Consider the following 18,375-nt stretch of genomic DNA (forward strand, 5'->3'; position numbering starts at 1 on the left):
AAACTCGTTACCAGCAAGTTTTACCGGTATTAACGCTCTCTCAAATCAGGTGATTTTTTCAGTCTCTGAACGATAAAACCAATAGCTCAAATTGATTGTAAATTTTGAACTTGCTTATTAAATTAAATAAGTTCAATATTATAGTAGAAACTCAGTGCTAACAGGAGAAAATAATGAGTCAAAATAAAATGCTCCATGCATATCGAACTCTGCTTAATCACGCTAAAGACTGGGCGTTTAAAACGGAAAACGCGACATGGGATACCTTAGGTCATGCGATTGAAAAAGCAGAACAGGCTGATCACGCACTGGCCGAGTTGAGCGCAAAGGAATTCGCACAAGTTCAACAGGATTTACAGGCCGATATTGAAAAAACGGCCGAGTATTTGTCCGAAGTCGAACAAGGCATTGATGAGTTTTTAGAAATGGATTTGCCTTTATTGGAAAAAATTCTTACCGACAAGGCATTGAGTCTGGCCGACCCAACCGAAATTACCGTATTGCGCTTTAGACTTGCCGCAGCCATGGATGAAAACCACCCGGTGTTCAGCAAACAATAAATCCTATCCCAAGCAGCTAGATGGCGCTTATCGACTAGCGGCTGATTCGGCCGCGCAAAAAGTAGCGTTTTGCCGTCAAAAAACCAAAGATTACGAACAATAAGAACAGTACCGGCAAGAACTTCCATTGCGCATAGAAAGTCATGCCTTGATAGGGCTGCACCTGACCTCTCAAGACACCGGTCTCATAAGCCGGAATTTGCGCTTTAATCAAACCTTTAACATCTACGATAGCGGTATGCCCCGTATTGGTTGCGCGCGCAATTTCACGCCCCAACTCCAAGGCACGCATCTGCACTTCTTGCAACTGCTGCGCCGGTTCAAAAGTATTGGCAAACCAGGCATCGTTACTCACGGTAATAAAATACTTGGCGCGCGGTAAATCTTGCGCCAACTCTTCACCAAACGCCATTTCATAACAGATTGATAAACCGACTTCCTGACCACCGAGTTTGATTGGCTTTTGCTCTTGCGGCCCCTTGCTAAAGGTCGCGAAAGGAATATCGAATAGCTTGCTCAAAAATTTGAACACATCATGAAACGGGAAGTATTCACTGAAAGGCACCAAATGCTTTTTATAATAGCGGTCTTGCGGATTATGAATATTCACCAAAGCGTTGTAGTAATCCTCGGAACCCTTATCACCCGCAATCACCCCCACCAGAATATCGGTATTAAGCAACTTGGCATCTTGGATAAAACTTTTCAAGGCGCCTCGTTCAATCACATCGTAATAGGCAGGAATCGCAGTTTCCGGCCAGACAATCACATCACTATCCATATTCTGCTTGGTCAAGCTGGTATAGGTTTTCAAGGTTGGATAAAACTGATCGGTACGCCACTTTTGATCTTGCGCGACATTACCTTGAATCAGACTGACCGTCAGCGGCTTATCAATCGGCTCGACCCACTCAACTTCTTTTAAAAGTCCACCCGTCGTCCACAGCAGACTTAATACAACGCTGGGGAAAACCCAACTTTTATACTGCCAAAACCAAACAATCAAACCGGCACTGATCGCCAACACCCAACTGACACCCCATACCCCAAACACCGGAGCATAGCCATCAATCCAGGTATCAATATGACTGGTACCACTCAGCAAAAACGGATAGCCGCCAAAAATGGTGGCACGAAACAGCTCTGCAACAACCCAAACCGCCGGAAACAGCACAATCAAATTGGCCGCTGGACGTTGAGGATTTTTGAAATAGCCTGCCAGCCAACCGGCCAAAGCCAAAGATAGAGATAAAAACAGGACAAAACCGAAGGTCAACAATGCCGCCAAAGGCATAATGACACCGGAATAGAAATACATACTGGAAAACAGCCAGCTGACGCCAAAACCGAACATTCCCAAACCGAACCAGAGACCGGTTTTGGCAAGCTGAGCAGGCTGTTCGGCTTTCAGCCAAAGAATAAACAAACCGGCAATAGAAACGAGAATAACCGGGGCAAAAGCAAACGGGGCAAACGCAAATACCGCGAGAACACCCAATGACAACGCCAACAACTCATTTTTACCTGGGTGAAAACTGAATTTAATCAGACGCCATATTGATTTGAATACTTTTGTCAAAACCCTTAATCCTTACAAAAACTCAAATCAACGTAAAAAGATAACATAAAGCAACACAAGACTAGGCAATCCAGACATTATTGGGCATTACTGTGAGTTGGCCGGCTGACCGGTTAAATCGGCAACCATCGGCTCTCCGGCTTCAGAACCATCGGCCTCTTCATCTACGACCGGCTTGACCTCGAACAACTCCGCACGACGGTCGGTCGCCCTTAACACCGAGAACAGCAAACCGTAGGCTTCGATTTGCTCACCGATAACAGGCACATGACCGAGCTGCTCACCGACATAACCACCCAGCGTTTCTGCATTCGGGCTTTCGATTTCAACATTGAAAAAGGAATTAAATTCTTCAATTGGCGTCAGCGCCTGAACAGAATAGGCGCTACCGGCGCGTTTATTGATATTCTCGCCTTCTTCAACATCATGTTCGTCTTCGATATCACCGACAATCTGCTCAAGAACGTCCTCGATCGTTACCAGACCAGCCAGTTCCGCATACTCATCCACCACTAAAGCCAAATGGTTACGGCTTGATTTAAACTCTCGTAACAACACATTGAGACGCTTACTTTCCGGGACAAAGTTTGGCTCACGGTAAATCTTTTGCAAATCGTCTTTGCTATTCAATTCGCCTTTGACCACCGCTCTTAAAACATCTTTTGCCAGCAGAACGCCGACAATCTGATTGTCTTGCATGACAGGATATCTTGAATGGGAGCTTTCCAGCATCCCTTCTAAAATCGCTTCTAAAGGTTCATCCGCATCAATCACTTCAATCTGTGGACGAGGAATCATAATATCACGCACACGCGCTTCCGAAACCTCCAGCACACCATCAATCATCAACATGGCATCCGCATCGATAATGCCTTGTGATTGCGCTTCCTTCAACACATTTAATAGTTCTTCCCGACTCTCCGGTTCGTCAGAAAACATCTTTGTCAGACGCTCTAACCACGAAGAGCCGCTACTACTGTCACTCATACTGGGTGTTTTTCCTTTAGATTAACTAGAATAGTTTTTAATTTTATTGAATTCGTTTCGCGTAGAGTAAAACAAATCATGGCAAATGCCAATGCAACAAGTGTTACTCTTCATCCGCTTCCAAATAAGGATTGTCAAAACCGAGATTTTCCATAATCGCGATCTCCAATGCCTCCATCTCTTCGGCTTCGTCATCATCTATATGGTCATAGCCCTGTAAATGCAAGGTGCCGTGAACAATCATATGCGCCCAATGCGCCTCCAGGGTTTTATGCTGTTCGGCCGCTTCTTTTTCGACCACATCGGCACAAATCACCAAATCGCCCAGATAAGGCAACTCTTCACCCAGTTCAACCAAACCAGGGGGTTGCTCAAATTCAAACGAAAGCACATTGGTCGGCTTGTCGATATTACGGTATTCGTAATTCAGCTCTTGACTCTCTTCAGCATCGACAATTCGCACCAGCACTTCTACCGGCTCAAAACTGCGAGGCTCCATTATGCTGGCATGAATCCACTTTTGACACTGTTCTAGAGTTGGTATCGGACGCTCATCAATCGCCCACTGAAGCTCAACATCCAACATAACGCCCCCTATTCTGACCGTATTAAAACCTGATCATTGCTTTATGAATCTTGTTTGCCATCTTGCTTGGACGCTTGCTTGCGATCAAAGCGATCATAGGCATGGACGATTTTCTGCACCAGCGCATGACGCACAACGTCTTTGGCTTGATAAAACGAAAAGCCGATGCCTTCAACACCATCCAACACTTCAATCACATGGCGCAAACCGGATTTCTGGTGTCTTGGCAAATCACACTGAGTAATGTCACCGGTAATGACCGCCGTCGATCCGAAACCAATACGAGTAAGGAACATTTTCATCTGCTCCGTCGTCGTGTTTTGCGCTTCATCAAGAATGATAAAAGATTCATTCAGGGTGCGCCCACGCATAAACGCTAGAGGCGCCACCTCAATCACATTTTTTTCAATCAGTCGTTCAACCGTTTCAAAGCCCATCATTTCGAATAAGGCATCAAATAACGGTCGTAAATAAGGGTCTACTTTCTGATTTAGATCACCCGGCAAAAAACCCAATTTTTCACCAGCTTCGACCGCTGGACGGGTCAGCACGATACGTCGCACACGCTCACTTTCCAGCGCTTCAACTGCACAGGCTACCGCCAAATAGGTTTTTCCGGTTCCCGCCGGCCCAATACCGAAATTAATATCGTTCTGCTGAATCGCTTCAATATAGCTGGCTTGATTCGGATTACGCGTTTTAATGGTTTTGCGTCGGGTTTTAATTAAAACCTGCTCATTATCCAGCGCCTTATCCTGATCTAAACCTAATTGATGCAGTTCGAGATGAACCTTTTCAGGCGTTAGCGTTTCCTTGGCGGTTTCTTCATAGAGATTACGCAATATCTGTTCCGCTTTGACCAAACGCTCAGCTAACCCAGTAACGGAAATATTGAAACCGCGTGAATTAATCTCAACGCCCAAACGGATTTCAATTTGATCAAAGTGCTCATTATGCCAGCCGCACAAATTTTGCAAACGCGTGTTGTCTTCCGGGAATAAAGAAAATTGAATGGTATGTAAAGCTGGCAAATTTCGCCTCGAAATTGAATCACTTAGCTATGCTATAACTTTATCATAATTAAAGTGCCAAGCGATTGATAACTGAATTTAAAAAAGCCGACTATTTTTGCTTCGCTCTATCACTTTAAGGCTTTGCAACCTTTAAGCAATAAAAAACGTTTGCAATATCCAGCCTGATTCAACTTACAGTGAATAATACTGTGATGCCTTGAACTTTTCCGCTTCCGGTGTCGCTACGACCTCACCCTTTAAGGAGTTGGTATAGGCCTCGAGAATTTTCACATCCACAAACTGTCCGATTAAATCCGGCGAACCTTCAAAGTTGACGACACGGTTATTTTCGGTACGCCCAGCGACTTCGTTAAAAGAGTTACGTGACAGACGCTCAACCAGTACACTTTGAATTGTACCAACCATAGACTCACTAATCTCTTGAGTCTGCTTATTTAGCTGCTCTTGCAAGAAATAAAGACGACGTTTTTTCTTCTCCATCGGTTCTTCATCCGGAAAGGCTGCTGCTGGCGTACCTGGGCGAGCGCTATAGATAAAGCTGAACGAGCGGTCATAGTTCAGCTCTTCGACCAAAGCCAATGTCTCTTTGAAATCATCACAGGTTTCACCAGGGAAACCGATAATAAAATCACCGGAAAGACTTAGATTTGGACGTAAAGCGCGAATCTTGCGGATAATGGACTTATACTCAATCACCATATGGTTACGCTTCATCATCGCCAAAACGCGGTCTGAACCGGATTGAATAGGCAGGTGCAAATGCGACACCAACTCAGGAATTTCGCCATAACAGTCGATAATGCTTTGCGTCATTTCATTCGGATGAGAAGTGGTAAAACGAATACGATCAATACCCTCGATTTCACGAATAGCGTGCATCAATACCGCTAAATCGGCAATTTCGCCATCCGCCATTTCACCACGATAGGCATTCACGTTTTGACCTAAAAGGTTAACTTCACGCACGCCCTGTTCAGCTAGGGTTTGAATCTCACGCAGAACGTCTTCAAATGGACGGCTGACCTCTTCACCACGTGTGTAAGGTACTACACAGAAAGTACAGTATTTCGAACAGCCTTCCATAATCGAAACCATGGCTGACACGCCATTCACTTCCGGTTCTGGCAAATTATCAAACTTTTCGATTTCAGGGAAGGTGATATCGATGACCGCTTTTTTCTTTTTAATCGAGTCATCGCCACGCATTCTGAGTGCATCATCAATCATCGCCGGCAGACGATGCAACGTTTGTGGACCGAAAATCACATCGACACTTGGTGCGCGTTGGCGAATCACTTGCCCCTCTTGTGAGGCAACACAACCACCAACACCAATCACACGATTCGGCTTTTGCGCTTTCCATTTCGCCCAACGACCGAGCTCGGAAAACACCTTTTCTTGTGCTTTCTCACGCACAGAACAGGTGTTCATCAACACCACATCAGCCTCTTCTGGAGTCTCCACCAATTTTAAACCATGAGTTTTCTCCAACAGGCTCGCCATCTTATCGGAGTCATATTCATTCATCTGACAACCGTAAGTAATGACATAAAGCCCGCCTTCAAACGGCGAAGTATTTAAAGCAGTGTTTTCCGACATGTTTTCTAACCTGATAAACCCGTACAACAATTATTTAGAGAGCATGACCCCAAAATCACGCTATCTTACTGAATCTATTTATGTTTCTATAGATTTTAAAGGGAGCGTATTCTAACACATCAGAAACAAAAAAATGCAATTTTACAAGCCACTACTTTGCATCATTGGATTGCAGCATAGCTCGAGATTGAGCAGCATAATCATTAAACTTATCAGGCAATTCAGTCTGGTTGTTATACCAAAGCAAATACTGCTTTAAATCATACAAATTATTATCACGCCTGGCATTTAAAAACATATTTTCCATATTTGCTTGTACCAAATCATCATAAAGCCCCCATTTAGAAGCATTATAGAAATAACCAACCTGCTCTTGCTGCGGGTAATCCTTATAAATAAAAATTCGGTTTTTGAAATAATAGGTTTCAAATGCACTCATTAAGCCAATATAAAAACCGTACGCCGCAACAGCAACAAAACTAAGCAAAGCCACTTTAAACGTTAAAGAAGCAGACTCGGATAATGAAATATTAATAGTACGCTGCGATACTATCACACTATAGAACACCACAAGCAAAACCAAAAACCAATGCGTCGCAGACAAAATAAATGGATAAGACACCATCGACTGAATCACTAAAGGCGAAATAATAGCCGAATAACCCCAAAAAGCTTTCTGGCCTTGTTGCCACCAGTTTTTAAGGATTAAAAAAATAACGATCAGTATAGAAAAGCAGCCAGCCAAACCAACTTGAATCAACCAAAACAAAAATTCATTATGAGGATGTGAAAAACTACCGATCTCAAGCCCTGCTATGCGAGCATCACCTGGTAACTGATGAGCGAGTACAAAATCTTGCAGAGAGTGATTATAGTTGCCAATACCAACCCCAAACCATAAGTTTTCTAAAAACAGCTTCCAGCCTGTCTCATATAAAAATAGACGCACATCCAAGCCATAAACAACCCGCTCAAACTTGCTTGCTGCTGAGCCAATATCGACTCCAATAAACTTTACCAGTAATGCTGATGTCACCAGCAAACTAAACCACAATAACAGGTTGCCTAAATGTGACTTTAATTCAAATCTATAAGTCCATAACAATAACAAGATACCTACTGCTAAAGCCAATAAACCGGCTCGAGAACCGGAAGCGAATACTACAAAACCACCTAAAGCAGCCAATAAAAATAGTGGTAATTTTATTTTTATCGGAGATTGCTTAAATTGAGCACTAAACAATAACCACAGCGATAGAACCAAACCAAAAGCAATAAAGCTCGACAACATATTACGCTGTTGTAATGACCCTAAAAAGCCTGAGTGAATTTTAAACGGAAAATATCCCGTCCACCAATAGGCCACTGAGAAAGTGTCAAAATACTGAATCAATGCAATCAAACTTTGTAATAGCGCCAATATTGATAAAGCATAAAACAACCAATGCCAAGCATTTTCGCTCAAACTAACTTGCTCTAAAGCCAAAACAAACAATACGGCAACCACTAAAGCCAAAATTACATAATGTAAGAAATTGAGATGTATTGCCTGCCAATAACCGACAGCAATGAGATTAATGGCTGCAATTAGCGTCCAAAGCAGACGAGATGAAATTTGAAACTGCTGAAATGAAATGACTTGATAAAATGAATAGATAATAAAAACAACTACAGCAAAATAAACCGATAAATTATAAGGTGTAATAATGCCGACTTGACCACCGACATTATCAACACTAATCAAACTAAAATAAAAAACCGCTATTATCAAAAAGACTGAAAGTACGGATTTTGTTTTTATCCATTGCATTTATTTCACCTATAAAAAAGCCCGCAGAAGCGGGCTTAAATTAAATTCATTGACAGAATTAATTAAAGTTCACGACAAAGAGCATATGAAGTACCCTCTGAAGGCTCGCCATTAGTCAAAGTACCCGCTGTAGCAACAGCTGTACTTTCATCGGCCAAGTCTGCAATGATTCTCCATGTCCCCGATGTATGAACACCATCATCGTATTTGGTGTCTAAATTATTGGCAACTTCGCCATCAATATTGTTAGCACAAATATATGTCTTTGCATCCAACGCATTCGCTACAGCTGTAGTCAAGTTTTTCATGATATACTCACCATCATAAGAATGGGTAGGGCCATCAGAATCTGTTGAAGTACCTAAATCACCTGCAATAAAGCCTTCATCCTTTAATTGAAACCAGAAGGCATCATCATCACTTGTATCTGGATACTGTCCCTTACGGTCTTGATATGAATAATAACCGGCAGCCATATTTTCCATATCTTTGGCAATACTTTTAACCTTAGCGTTTTCAATCAATTCTTGACCTTTCAATACACCACCTAGCAATAGACCGATAATAACCAATACGATGGCGATTTCGACCAGAGTAAAACCTTTTTGGTTTTCTAATTTAGTTTGTAATTCTGTAGTTTGCATAGCAACACTCCTCAGTTTTTCAATGAAACACATGTTTGTGTAGGCTCTATATTACAAGTGAAAAGAAATAAAAAAAGAGTAAAAGTTTTTTACTCCGGTTTTTAACTAGGGATCTGACTTGCTAATCGCATGCATCATTTTGACATCTTCACTGCTGGGCAGCTCGACAACAAAACCAAAAGAACCCTGATTTTGAAAAAAACTCACCGAGCCTTCCATTTGCTTTAATAATTCACGCGCTAAGAACAACCCCAATCCCATACCGCTTTCACTGGTCGTCCAAAAGGGTTCAAACATTCTTTCGGCCAAGAATTCATTACCCTGTTCGTTCTTGGCCATTATTATGATACTAATCGTTGCGCCATCGTCGGTTTGGGCAATCGCAATATCTAAAGGCTGTTCAGCATTTTCATGATCTCTAAAATTACCGAGAATATTTTTAAACACTTCGCTCAACAATTGTCTCGGCAAATGACTGGTGGTATCACCACTGACATAAGCATCCAAACCATACATTCGAACCACATCAGATATCAAATCCTGCAAACGTACCATCTGCCCTTCATAAAACTCTGATAACGGCTGTTGCATATGCTCTATGGTTTTGCGTGCCCGCTGAGCCATTGTTGGAATGGTCTTTGCCAGACGATCTACCAACTTAACCTTGGCTTCAGCTGTTTGAATACTATTAACTTGATCCGCAAGCAATTGAATAAATTGAGAAATATTCTTAATTTCGTGCTGCACGAACAATTGATAGCGTTCCAAACGCTTTTGGGAAGTCAGAATTTCTGCCTGCTTGAGAACCAAATCCTGCTCTAAGATATTCAGAAAGGTTTTTAAAACCACCGAAGACACACTTTCTAACTGCCCTGCTTCCCGGTGCATATAAACCATGATTTCAAAACGCATATCATCGCGCTGAATCACATGTGTTTGCTTGATAAGGCGTATTCCTTTAATCGTTCCTTTGATAACAGGAATGCTTTCTCCGAACCAATCAATATTGGCTTGCATTTTGATACATCCACTACGATGCAGTACCGGCCATGCCTGGTTAAAAAAATCCAACGCATCTTGATTGCACGACTGGTTGAGTTCATGCAAACGGCTAATCGCTCGGCTTAATTTTTTTGATTTTCTATGGAAATAATAGGCCGTAAATAGCAAAAATGTACCCATCGCGATTAATGCCAACCAAAGCCAATGGGCAATACCTTGAGGAATCCCTAAAAAAAAGAGATCATTCATAAACAACCTCTAAACAAACTAACAATATCAAGCATCACGCTGCAGGCCGTACTTTTTTATTAGGTAATAGACATTTTCCCGCTTCAGGCCTAAACGACGTGCGGTTTCATGGACATTAAATCCGGTTTCACCCAAAACTTGACGCACCAGCTTTTCTTCTGCCAAATTACGAATTTGCTTTACCCCTTCGCCCAGAGTGGCGTCTATTTGGACTTTCTGTACGCCTTCCTGTTCGCGAAGTTTTTCTTGCTGCTCGTGAAACAGCAGTGCGCGTTTGAGCGCCTGCTGCAACAACTCTGTGGAGATTGGCTTTTGCAGGAAGTCAAAAGCACCATGCTTTAGAGCCAAATAAGATGTGGAATCGGCATTTTGACCGGTTAACACCAGCACCTTAACCTGAGGTTGATTTAGACTCAACCATTCCAAGACGGCAATACCTTCATCCGCACTATGCTCATGCGGAGGCATTCCCATATCCAAGACAACAACTTTAAAGTCCATCTGCTGCAGAGTATCAATAGCAGACAAACGAGATTCCGCTTCAATGGGTTCATAGCCCGCCAACTCGAGTGAAAGCGCAACCATGCCTCTTAAAGCCGGATCATCATCAACTATCAGTACTTTCACTATAAGCGACCAACCAAATTTGGTAACTCGCATACTCCAGACGATACCGATGTATCACTTATTGAATATTCGGTCGTACCAATACACAAATATTCAAAATTGATGAACTTATCACTGATCGCATTCCAGGCCGCAACACTGGATGATGAATCTAGGAATACATAATCATCACCAGAATCTCCGCCATCAACCGACGCCGACGCGCCAAAACTGTAGTTACTACCCCACAAGTAGAAATGGTCTTGTTTTGTTCCCATTTCGATAGTCCCCTCTATATTAACGACAGCTGAAGAGTCCTTGGTATTGGTTGTTTCGGTAATAATATATAAGTGGTCATTATCCGAAGCCGGGTTACCGTTATCCGTCATGTCTATAGTGCCAGTAAGAGAGCCATATACATAAACCTTATCTGTTCCCTTACCCGCATCAAGCGTCCCGGATATATTACCCCACACGACAGCTTGATCATCTTCGTCTCCGAGAAGAACGGTTTGTGCAATATTACCTTCAATCTCAAAAGTATCGTCACCACCGCCTAAATCCACATTGAAACTGGATGGCCCGTCTCCACTTGGATCGGCTTTAATATCACCTTCTACATAAAGCACGTCTTCTCCAAGCCCTAAATTGAAACCAACATAGACATCACCGTCTTCACCACCAGAGTCTTCATTGACCACATTCCCTTGTGCGTCTCGAGTCGCACCGATATACCATTTTTCAACGGAATCTTGTCCTGGAGTAGGTGAATTGACCTGAGTGGTTCCGTCTACGTTTTGCAAATAAATCGTGTCATATCCAGACCAAAAAGGATCGTCTGAATCGGGATATAACGTGAAATCATCCAAGTCGCCTAACGCATATTTTTTGATTTCATAAGCGGAGATCACCGCAATCTGGTCATCAAACGTCGTATCGTCAAAAAAGCCTTTGATAAAAGTAGGATTGGTATCGGTGGACAGGTCACAGTTCTCACTTTCTCGCGCACCACGTGAACCCGTACAGTTATTCAAACCAGTAGTATCTCCATTTTCATTATAGGCAATAATCACCGCCGGAATATAAGCCGTTTCGACATCATCGGTTGGGGCACTGGCACTGTCTGTTCCACCACAGTTATCCGCCGCTTCACGGCTACATATTTGATAGCTGTCTGTCAACGAATCCGCAACCGATACGGTTGGTGGCGTGTCAAAATCAAAGGCCGGCGCGTTGACACTGTAAAAATAGGAGCCTGGATACAGGGTGCTGTCGGTTGCAAAATTTGCTTGGCTCGCAACATTGACTGACTGCTTATGAACGGCATAAGCAAATACGTTATTAAAATCATCGGAAGCGATGCCTTTGGCTAAACCAATTTCATTATAAGGAATTCGACCTGTCGAGCTGTCACACATACCAGCAGTTCTGTCACCCTCCCCATCGCTTCCCGTATCAGGGCAAGGCATATGCTTATTGACACGAACATAATTGAGCAAGGCTTGTTTAGTAACTTGCAAATTACCACTGGTATGAGACTGATGCGCATTATCCAAATACGCACTAACAGAAGTAAAGCCAATGCCGACTAAAGCACCCAAAATAGCCAACACAATGACAATCTCTACTAAGGTAAACCCCAGTTGTTTTCTTTTATAATTTTTCATCTCAGCTTCCTCTGGCTAATTAAAGCCATCTTTGCTTGATTCACCGTAACCCAATCGATGAAATCACGATTCTCACCAGTTTTGGTATAGATAAACTCTCGATCGCCATCACAGTTTTCTTCATTTTCCACTCCTACTGAACAACTACCGTCGTTAACCTCATGGCCGTCCGCTCCCCAAGACAAGACGATGGCAACAACAGTGTCATCCATCAAGATGCCAGCTTCGTCACTCAATTCAATATTGTAATCGCCTTTTGTTTCACCAAACGGAGGCGTCACCAAATGAAAATATGGTGCACCAGACAAATCGGTTTCATTACCATTAACGGTGGAATCCTCAACAGCACCGAATCGTGGGTCAGGAGATGTCACACAAGCACTAGTGCAGCCGTCGCTACATTTATTATTACAATAATATAAATTGGTGTCTGGACACATTTCCAAACTCCCCAGACTTCGAGAACCACTATATCCCAATACGCTAGCCGGCTCACAAATATCATTGATATAAACCGGGTCAAGTGCGCGCTGATGTACCTGATAATAATAAGGGTTATCCCATGCATCGACAGATGTCACCCCCAAGTCTCGATAAGGCAAGCCTCCGCTCTTTTCGTCACACACAGAGCGGTTGGCATCCACCACTCTATTTTCACGCCCATCGTTATCCGTATCAGGACAAGGCAAAAAGCGATTGGCTTTCAAAAAAGTCGTCAGCGAATCATGGATAGTGGCCATGTTTTGGCGTTGCTCCTTAATTTTCATTGTATGGAAGTAACGCTCGAAAACACCTGTCAAACTGGCAATGATAAGCCCCACAATCAAAACCGCAATCGCCGCTTCAAGTAATGAAAACCCCTTTATTGTGGATACGCATCTTCTGGACATTGACTCACCCACCCTCTCCAATCAGCACCGTACCTATCGGTTGCTAAATCATAATCATTAAACCAATGGCCGATGGTTTCATCAATTCCGGTATAGATTTCATCGGCAGCATCAGTATTGCCATCATTGTTTTCATCACCATTACCCCCATCAAAACGCTGATGCTCAGAGCAAACCCGTCGAGCCACCCAATTCAACCATTCATCATAATGAATACCAATAACGACATCTGTATTATCCGCATCATTCATTAGAGAATTAAGTGGATTGTATTGAAAATCACCGTCTCCATCTGCATTTTCACCATTTAATTGACCATCAAGACCCGGATCTATTAGAACCACTACATAGCCGGTTTTACCATTAATACTCAAAACAGGAGAAGAGCCTGCCACATTAAATTCTGAAGGATTCATAGGAATATACTGAATGGCTGCACCGGTTGGCGCTTTGGCGGCATGGTCACCGTTTCTAAACGCAAACCGCTCATCTAAGAAATAGTAATACTTTGCCTGCTCAGCAAAATACAGATGTCTTTCGGAAATACCTCTAGGCAAATACCCCAAACACAAATCCGTACCATTACAGCTGCCAAGCCCTGCGGCAAGATCCGGGTCAGGCACAAAACCATCGCCACCAAAATCCACAGAGTTCTGGCATTGAGTTTCATAGTTTAGGGAGTTGATATCACCGTCACCGTCCAGGTCAGGACACGGGAAATAACCTGGTGCAGGTATCGATTCAGCCGACTGACCTGCGTTACTGCTATCCGTTAAATAGACTTCGGGGTGCAGTACAGCGTATTGCAAAAGACGATCTTTCGCCCAGGTAAGCTCTGTCTCACGTTCTTCAAGCTCGTAAGACTTAAAAAAACTAATAATGTATTCAAACCGCGTAGAAATCCACAAACTGGTTACAATCGCAATCACGACAATAATCAATAGAAAAGCAAACCCTTTCTGTTTTGAGTGTTTATCTTTATGCATCACGCCACCTGATAGGGAAATCTTAAAACGCGCTGAGGGTCTCAACAAAGAGATTCACAACTCTTAAATATCAGAGTTTTATATTATCACTATGACAAGTGCTTAATAACAAAAAATATTCAATATCGCTCCACCATAAAATAATTCAGCACAGATAAAGACCAAATACTTACGTGTAAAATTTCATTACTTAGCGATATTTTTACAAATACAAAGCCCATCATAAAAGAATTACAATTCGCCACACTGTGCACAGTGATAGCTCAATAGAAGCCATCAAATGACCTAAAAAAAAAGTCAATATAGATAAGGGGCTTTGCAAAGAGGCAAGCTAATTACAAAGTTTTCCCGCAGATTTTTAGTTAAGACTTGAAAGCCAAAAAATCTATACCTTAGCAAAAAAAACGGAGGACGTTTTTAATAACAGCTTGGAGAAGAACCATCCAAAAAACAGTAGGCGCGACCGCTACCGCCATCACTACCCGTTTTAAAGATCGCTAATTCAAAGTTTTGTAGATTACTTTGTTCGCTGGCGCTCAAATCCGACCAGCTCGCTTGATTTTCAAACACCACGATATCATAGCCATCACCACCTTGAAGCGTGGTGAAAATCTGACCACTATCAGCATTATCGGATTTCCCCAACCAAAGCACATCATCGTTTTTGCCCAAGTCCAAACTGGAACCCGAAAGAACACTTCCTTGAATCCAAACACGGTCATTACCGGCTTGCGCGCTAAGATTATTAGTTAAATCACCACCGAGCACCATGGTGTCGTCACCTAGACCAAGGTTAACATTCGAATAGGACGAGCCGACGATATAAAGTGAATCATTCCCTTTATTTAGAGCTAAATTAGCATTAGCGTTAAGGTCATTGCCAATCACCATATAATCATCGCCGTTACCAAGTCTTACCGCTTGGTCAACATCATGATTGATCATCACAACATCTGAGTCACTGCTGTATAGAGATGATACGTCATCTCCTGCGGCAATATCGAAAGCCTCATAGGTTGGTGTTAAATCGGCAGCTGAGGATGCCGAATCAAACGCATTCCACGTCATCACCGTGCCCATCGCCAACGCTTTGATTTCATAACCGTTAATCGTCTGTATCTGATCGTCGTCAATCACACCGCCACTGGAATAACTTTGCTTCTGGTAGTAAAGATCGGCATCACAGTTTTCTTGCTGACTGGTCGACAATTCACTGCAATCGTCCCATGCCTGCTGCCCAGTTTGGTTGAATGCCACCAACACAACAGTCGCATCCTGCAGAACATTATTCGAATCCAAAACAAATGTCGCATCACACTGAGCTACACCGAGCTTACAAATATAGTAATTACCATCACCTCGATTTATTGCCAAAGGCGGAGTGTCCGCCAAACTAAACCATAGAACACCTGGCACCAAGTTACAGAACATACTGGCCGCTTCAGTTTTATCGCAAATTTTCTGCGCATCTGTCGTTTGTGTATTTACCGCATAGGCGATAGCATTATTCCACGCATCCACCGCTTGGCTTTCTTTCAGCCCCAAGTCGCGATATGGAACCGTACCATAACTCACAGTACAAGCCTGCACATTACCTAAGGTGCCTATAACCACGGCACTCGGAGTGCGGTTTTCGTAACCATCACCATCACTATCCGGACAAAGCAAATATTTTTCGGCCTGCACAAACTTGAGTAACTGTTGTTTGACCAAGTCCAATTTTTCGTTATTACTTTTACCCAGCTCGGTTTCTTGAAAACTTTTCATTCCCTCGGTAACACCAACAAATAAAATACCGAGAATGGCTAAGACCACCATCATCTCCACCAGAGAAAAACCGCCTTGCTTCGACCTATTAATCATTACTGCAACCCTTGGGTTTGACTAATTCCACTAATCGGGTCTACCGACGGCATAGACGGCAATAATGGAGGTGAGTTATAGAGTTTTAATTCAATATCGGTAAAATCAATGACTTCATAGTTTGCGGTAGTGGCAACAGTGAAATTAATTTCGACTTTACCGTTTTCATCGGCAGTCACAATAAAGTTTTCCGAAGTATTCCAGTAATCGACATAGGTCGTCACCGTATCTCCGCTAGAGACATATTGCCAGGACTCATTACCACTGGCGTCCATCACCGGAACCCACCCCGACTTCGGTGACACATAACTGGTCTGCTCATAGCCTTGTTGAGAATTATCGGTATAGTCATAAGCGTACTGAACCTTTTCTGTACCGTTAATCGCCACAGAAGCCTGATCACTGGTAACTGAATCTCTGGGCGAAGACGGCTGATCCCAAGAACCTTTCGCATGAGTTTTAAACGACACCACAATCTCTTTATTGGCGGCATCGGCACCGAAATCGAACACCTGGCTGATACTGTCGGATTGCGCGGCGTCGGTTCCCACATTGGTCCCGATACCACCAACGGTATTGTCTCCCATATTCTTTAAGTCATTACCGGTCAATACAGTATTACTGTCACCGGTTACTGAGACATAGGTGACCGAGGCTTCAAAGCGCTGCGGCTTCTTCAATTCTTGACCAGAAATCGTTACTACAGAGTCATCAAAAAACGGACTTTTGGAATAGTTTTTTTCTACAAAAACCGCATCATTATCTGCATTCTCCGCCTCATCGGCGATTAAACCTAAATGACTGTTACCATTTTCGTTTTGCGACAACAACACGACAACAAGACCTTCGGCAACAATATCAGCGCAGTCACTAGCTGCGCACAACATTAAATTATTTGCGCCCAACTGCCCTTTGACCGGCAAAGTAGAGTTATCAAATGCCGGTAACGCCTTACCGGGATATACCTTACTCGGAGGAAGGTCAGGAATCGGATCTCGATTGAAAAAACACGCCGAATCGGTTGGACAATCCAACAAATCATCGGCTTGCGTTGCACCGGCATCGATTGCATAAACAAACGGATTGCCCCAAGCATCTTCAACATCTGCCGCCGACAAACCAAGCATTTCATATGGCACAGTACCCGAAGCCGTGGTACACACGGAAACATCAATATTGGGAATGGCTGGTTGCGCAGGTGTCGCGGGCACTGCCGGAATGGTTGGCGCGGTATCGGTTTTAGGAATCGCAGGTGTCGCTGGAATCGCTGGAATCGCTGGAATCTTACCTTTTTCGGTCTGACGCGATTCATAGCCTAGACCATTCACATCAGGACAAGGTAAAAATTTATTTTCATCTGCAAAATCCAGTAAAGCCGTTTTCACCAAATTGAGCTTGGCTTTACTGCCTAACCACTCGGCATTGACTTTCTGCTCGGAAAAACTCAATAAAGAACCGATGGCAATTAGGCCGACAATGCCCAAAACAATGGTCAGCTCCAGCAATGAAAACCCATACTGCGCCGAGTGATGTGGGGATATTTTGGTCTGTTTCACTCTGCTAATCCATTCTCTGTTTTAAGTAATGCAAATTTAAGCTCATAAGCACCTATCCACGCCAACTGGTCATCGAATTCAGCACCGTAAGCCTGACTGCGGCGCGCTTGCCAAAAAAATTGATCGTCATCTGCATTTTCGACTTCGATACTACTGTTGCTGGCATTCGTCGCCCATGTTTGAGCACCGTTGGCGCCAAAACTCATTATCACCGCGATAGCACTGGAAACAAGATGATTACCTACTGGCGTACTAGCATTACACTCTGTTGCCGCCTCGTCACACACGGTGTAATTGCCAGTACCGGCGTCACTACCGAGCGGAACTGTTTGCAAAGTAAACCGCGGCGCACTGACATCGCTAAAATAACTCGCCGACATTGCTCCGTCGCTGATATTGACAGTTACGGCATCGGCATTTACCGCGTAAAAAATCGAGTTGCCAAACACATCGGTTTCAGGCAACCCAAGCATCAGGAACGGCAAGCGCCCGAACTGTACATCACAAACACCTGAACTGCGGTCTTCCAAACCATTACCATCGCTATCCGGACAAGGCAGATAACCATTCGATTGTGCAAAAACCAATAATGCTTGTTTGGTTTGAGTTATCTGCAAACGGTTATTATTAAAATCCTCATAATCCTGATTAAGCTTTAGTACATTCACCAAACCGAATGACAAAACACTCAATACCACTAAAGCCACGCTGATTTCGAGCAAGCTGAAACCAGCTTGATACACTGCAAGGCCAAATT

The 18,375-nt window shown here is 43.3% G+C and carries 16 protein-coding genes and 1 pseudogene; 1 reads left to right on the forward strand and 16 read right to left on the reverse strand.

The window, feature by feature from the left end:
- Positions 1 to 173 precede the first annotated feature (173 nt).
- Positions 174 to 560: a zinc ribbon-containing protein gene (locus FE785_RS09090; protein ID WP_138565444.1), complete on the forward strand. Its 387-nt coding sequence runs from the start codon at positions 174 to 176 to the stop codon at positions 558 to 560.
- Positions 561 to 594: 34 nt separating this feature from the next.
- Here the strand turns inward: FE785_RS09090 and lnt are convergent, their stop codons facing one another.
- From lnt to FE785_RS09165, 16 genes and pseudogenes are all read right to left on the reverse strand, one after another.
- Entirely contained in the window at positions 595 to 2,139 is a 1,545-nt protein-coding gene (lnt, locus tag FE785_RS09095) for an apolipoprotein N-acyltransferase (protein WP_138565445.1), read from the reverse strand.
- 87 nt (positions 2,140 to 2,226) lie between these two features.
- Positions 2,227 to 3,126, reverse strand: coding sequence for an HlyC/CorC family transporter (locus tag FE785_RS09100; protein WP_138565446.1), 900 nt, complete (start codon positions 3,124 to 3,126; stop codon positions 2,227 to 2,229).
- A 103-nt stretch (positions 3,127 to 3,229) separates the two neighbouring features.
- Entirely contained in the window at positions 3,230 to 3,712 is a 483-nt protein-coding gene (ybeY, locus tag FE785_RS09105; RefSeq protein WP_138565447.1) for an rRNA maturation RNase YbeY, read from the reverse strand.
- Positions 3,713 to 3,753: 41 nt separating this feature from the next.
- The gene (locus FE785_RS09110; protein WP_138565448.1) at positions 3,754 to 4,743 is read right to left on the reverse strand and encodes a PhoH family protein; all 990 of its coding nucleotides are present in this window, start codon (positions 4,741 to 4,743) and stop codon (positions 3,754 to 3,756) included.
- A gap of 174 nt (positions 4,744 to 4,917) precedes the next feature.
- A complete protein-coding gene (gene miaB, locus FE785_RS09115; protein ID WP_138565449.1) occupies positions 4,918 to 6,345 on the reverse strand; it encodes a tRNA (N6-isopentenyl adenosine(37)-C2)-methylthiotransferase MiaB in 1,428 nt (475 codons plus the stop codon).
- Positions 6,346 to 6,496: 151 nt separating this feature from the next.
- Complete coding sequence (locus FE785_RS09120) at positions 6,497 to 8,155, reverse strand: O-antigen ligase family protein (RefSeq protein WP_138565450.1); 1,659 nt, start codon at positions 8,153 to 8,155, stop codon at positions 6,497 to 6,499.
- Between the two features lie 62 nt (positions 8,156 to 8,217).
- Positions 8,218 to 8,799, reverse strand: a complete 582-nt coding sequence (locus FE785_RS09125; protein WP_138565451.1) for a prepilin-type N-terminal cleavage/methylation domain-containing protein — start codon at positions 8,797 to 8,799, stop codon at positions 8,218 to 8,220.
- Between the two features lie 105 nt (positions 8,800 to 8,904).
- Positions 8,905 to 10,050, reverse strand: a complete 1,146-nt coding sequence (locus FE785_RS09130; RefSeq protein WP_138565452.1) for a sensor histidine kinase — start codon at positions 10,048 to 10,050, stop codon at positions 8,905 to 8,907.
- Between the two features lie 27 nt (positions 10,051 to 10,077).
- Positions 10,078 to 10,677 (reverse strand): response regulator, encoded by a 600-nt coding sequence (locus FE785_RS09135; protein ID WP_238696257.1) that lies wholly within the window; start codon positions 10,675 to 10,677, stop codon positions 10,078 to 10,080.
- Entirely contained in the window at positions 10,677 to 12,212 is a 1,536-nt protein-coding gene (locus FE785_RS09140) for a hypothetical protein (protein ID WP_238696258.1), read from the reverse strand. The genes FE785_RS09135 and FE785_RS09140 overlap by 1 nt, the downstream gene beginning before the upstream one ends.
- A 27-nt stretch (positions 12,213 to 12,239) precedes the next feature.
- A pseudogene (locus FE785_RS11030) lies at positions 12,240 to 12,323 on the reverse strand (pilus assembly FimT family protein); the annotation flags it as partial.
- On the reverse strand, positions 12,320 to 13,213 hold the full coding sequence (locus FE785_RS09145; protein WP_138565455.1) for a type II secretion system protein: 894 nt from the start codon (positions 13,211 to 13,213) through the stop codon (positions 12,320 to 12,322). The gene FE785_RS09145 and the pseudogene FE785_RS11030, both read right to left, overlap by 4 nt.
- Positions 13,186 to 14,199, reverse strand: a complete 1,014-nt coding sequence (locus FE785_RS09150; RefSeq protein WP_138565456.1) for a hypothetical protein — start codon at positions 14,197 to 14,199, stop codon at positions 13,186 to 13,188. The genes FE785_RS09145 and FE785_RS09150 overlap by 28 nt, the downstream gene beginning before the upstream one ends.
- A 417-nt stretch (positions 14,200 to 14,616) precedes the next feature.
- Positions 14,617 to 16,062, reverse strand: a complete 1,446-nt coding sequence (locus FE785_RS09155; protein ID WP_138565457.1) for a type II secretion system protein — start codon at positions 16,060 to 16,062, stop codon at positions 14,617 to 14,619.
- Positions 16,062 to 17,618, reverse strand: a complete 1,557-nt coding sequence (locus tag FE785_RS09160) for a type II secretion system protein (protein ID WP_138565458.1) — start codon at positions 17,616 to 17,618, stop codon at positions 16,062 to 16,064. Before FE785_RS09160 ends, FE785_RS09155 begins: the two co-directional genes overlap by 1 nt.
- The gene (locus FE785_RS09165) at positions 17,615 to 18,361 is read right to left on the reverse strand and encodes a type II secretion system protein (RefSeq protein WP_168188953.1); all 747 of its coding nucleotides are present in this window, start codon (positions 18,359 to 18,361) and stop codon (positions 17,615 to 17,617) included. Before FE785_RS09165 ends, FE785_RS09160 begins: the two co-directional genes overlap by 4 nt.
- Positions 18,362 to 18,375: the final 14 nt, after the last annotated feature.

The organism is Thiomicrorhabdus sediminis (genome assembly GCF_005885815.1).
Taxonomy (GTDB): domain Bacteria; phylum Pseudomonadota; class Gammaproteobacteria; order Thiomicrospirales; family Thiomicrospiraceae; genus Thiomicrorhabdus; species Thiomicrorhabdus sediminis.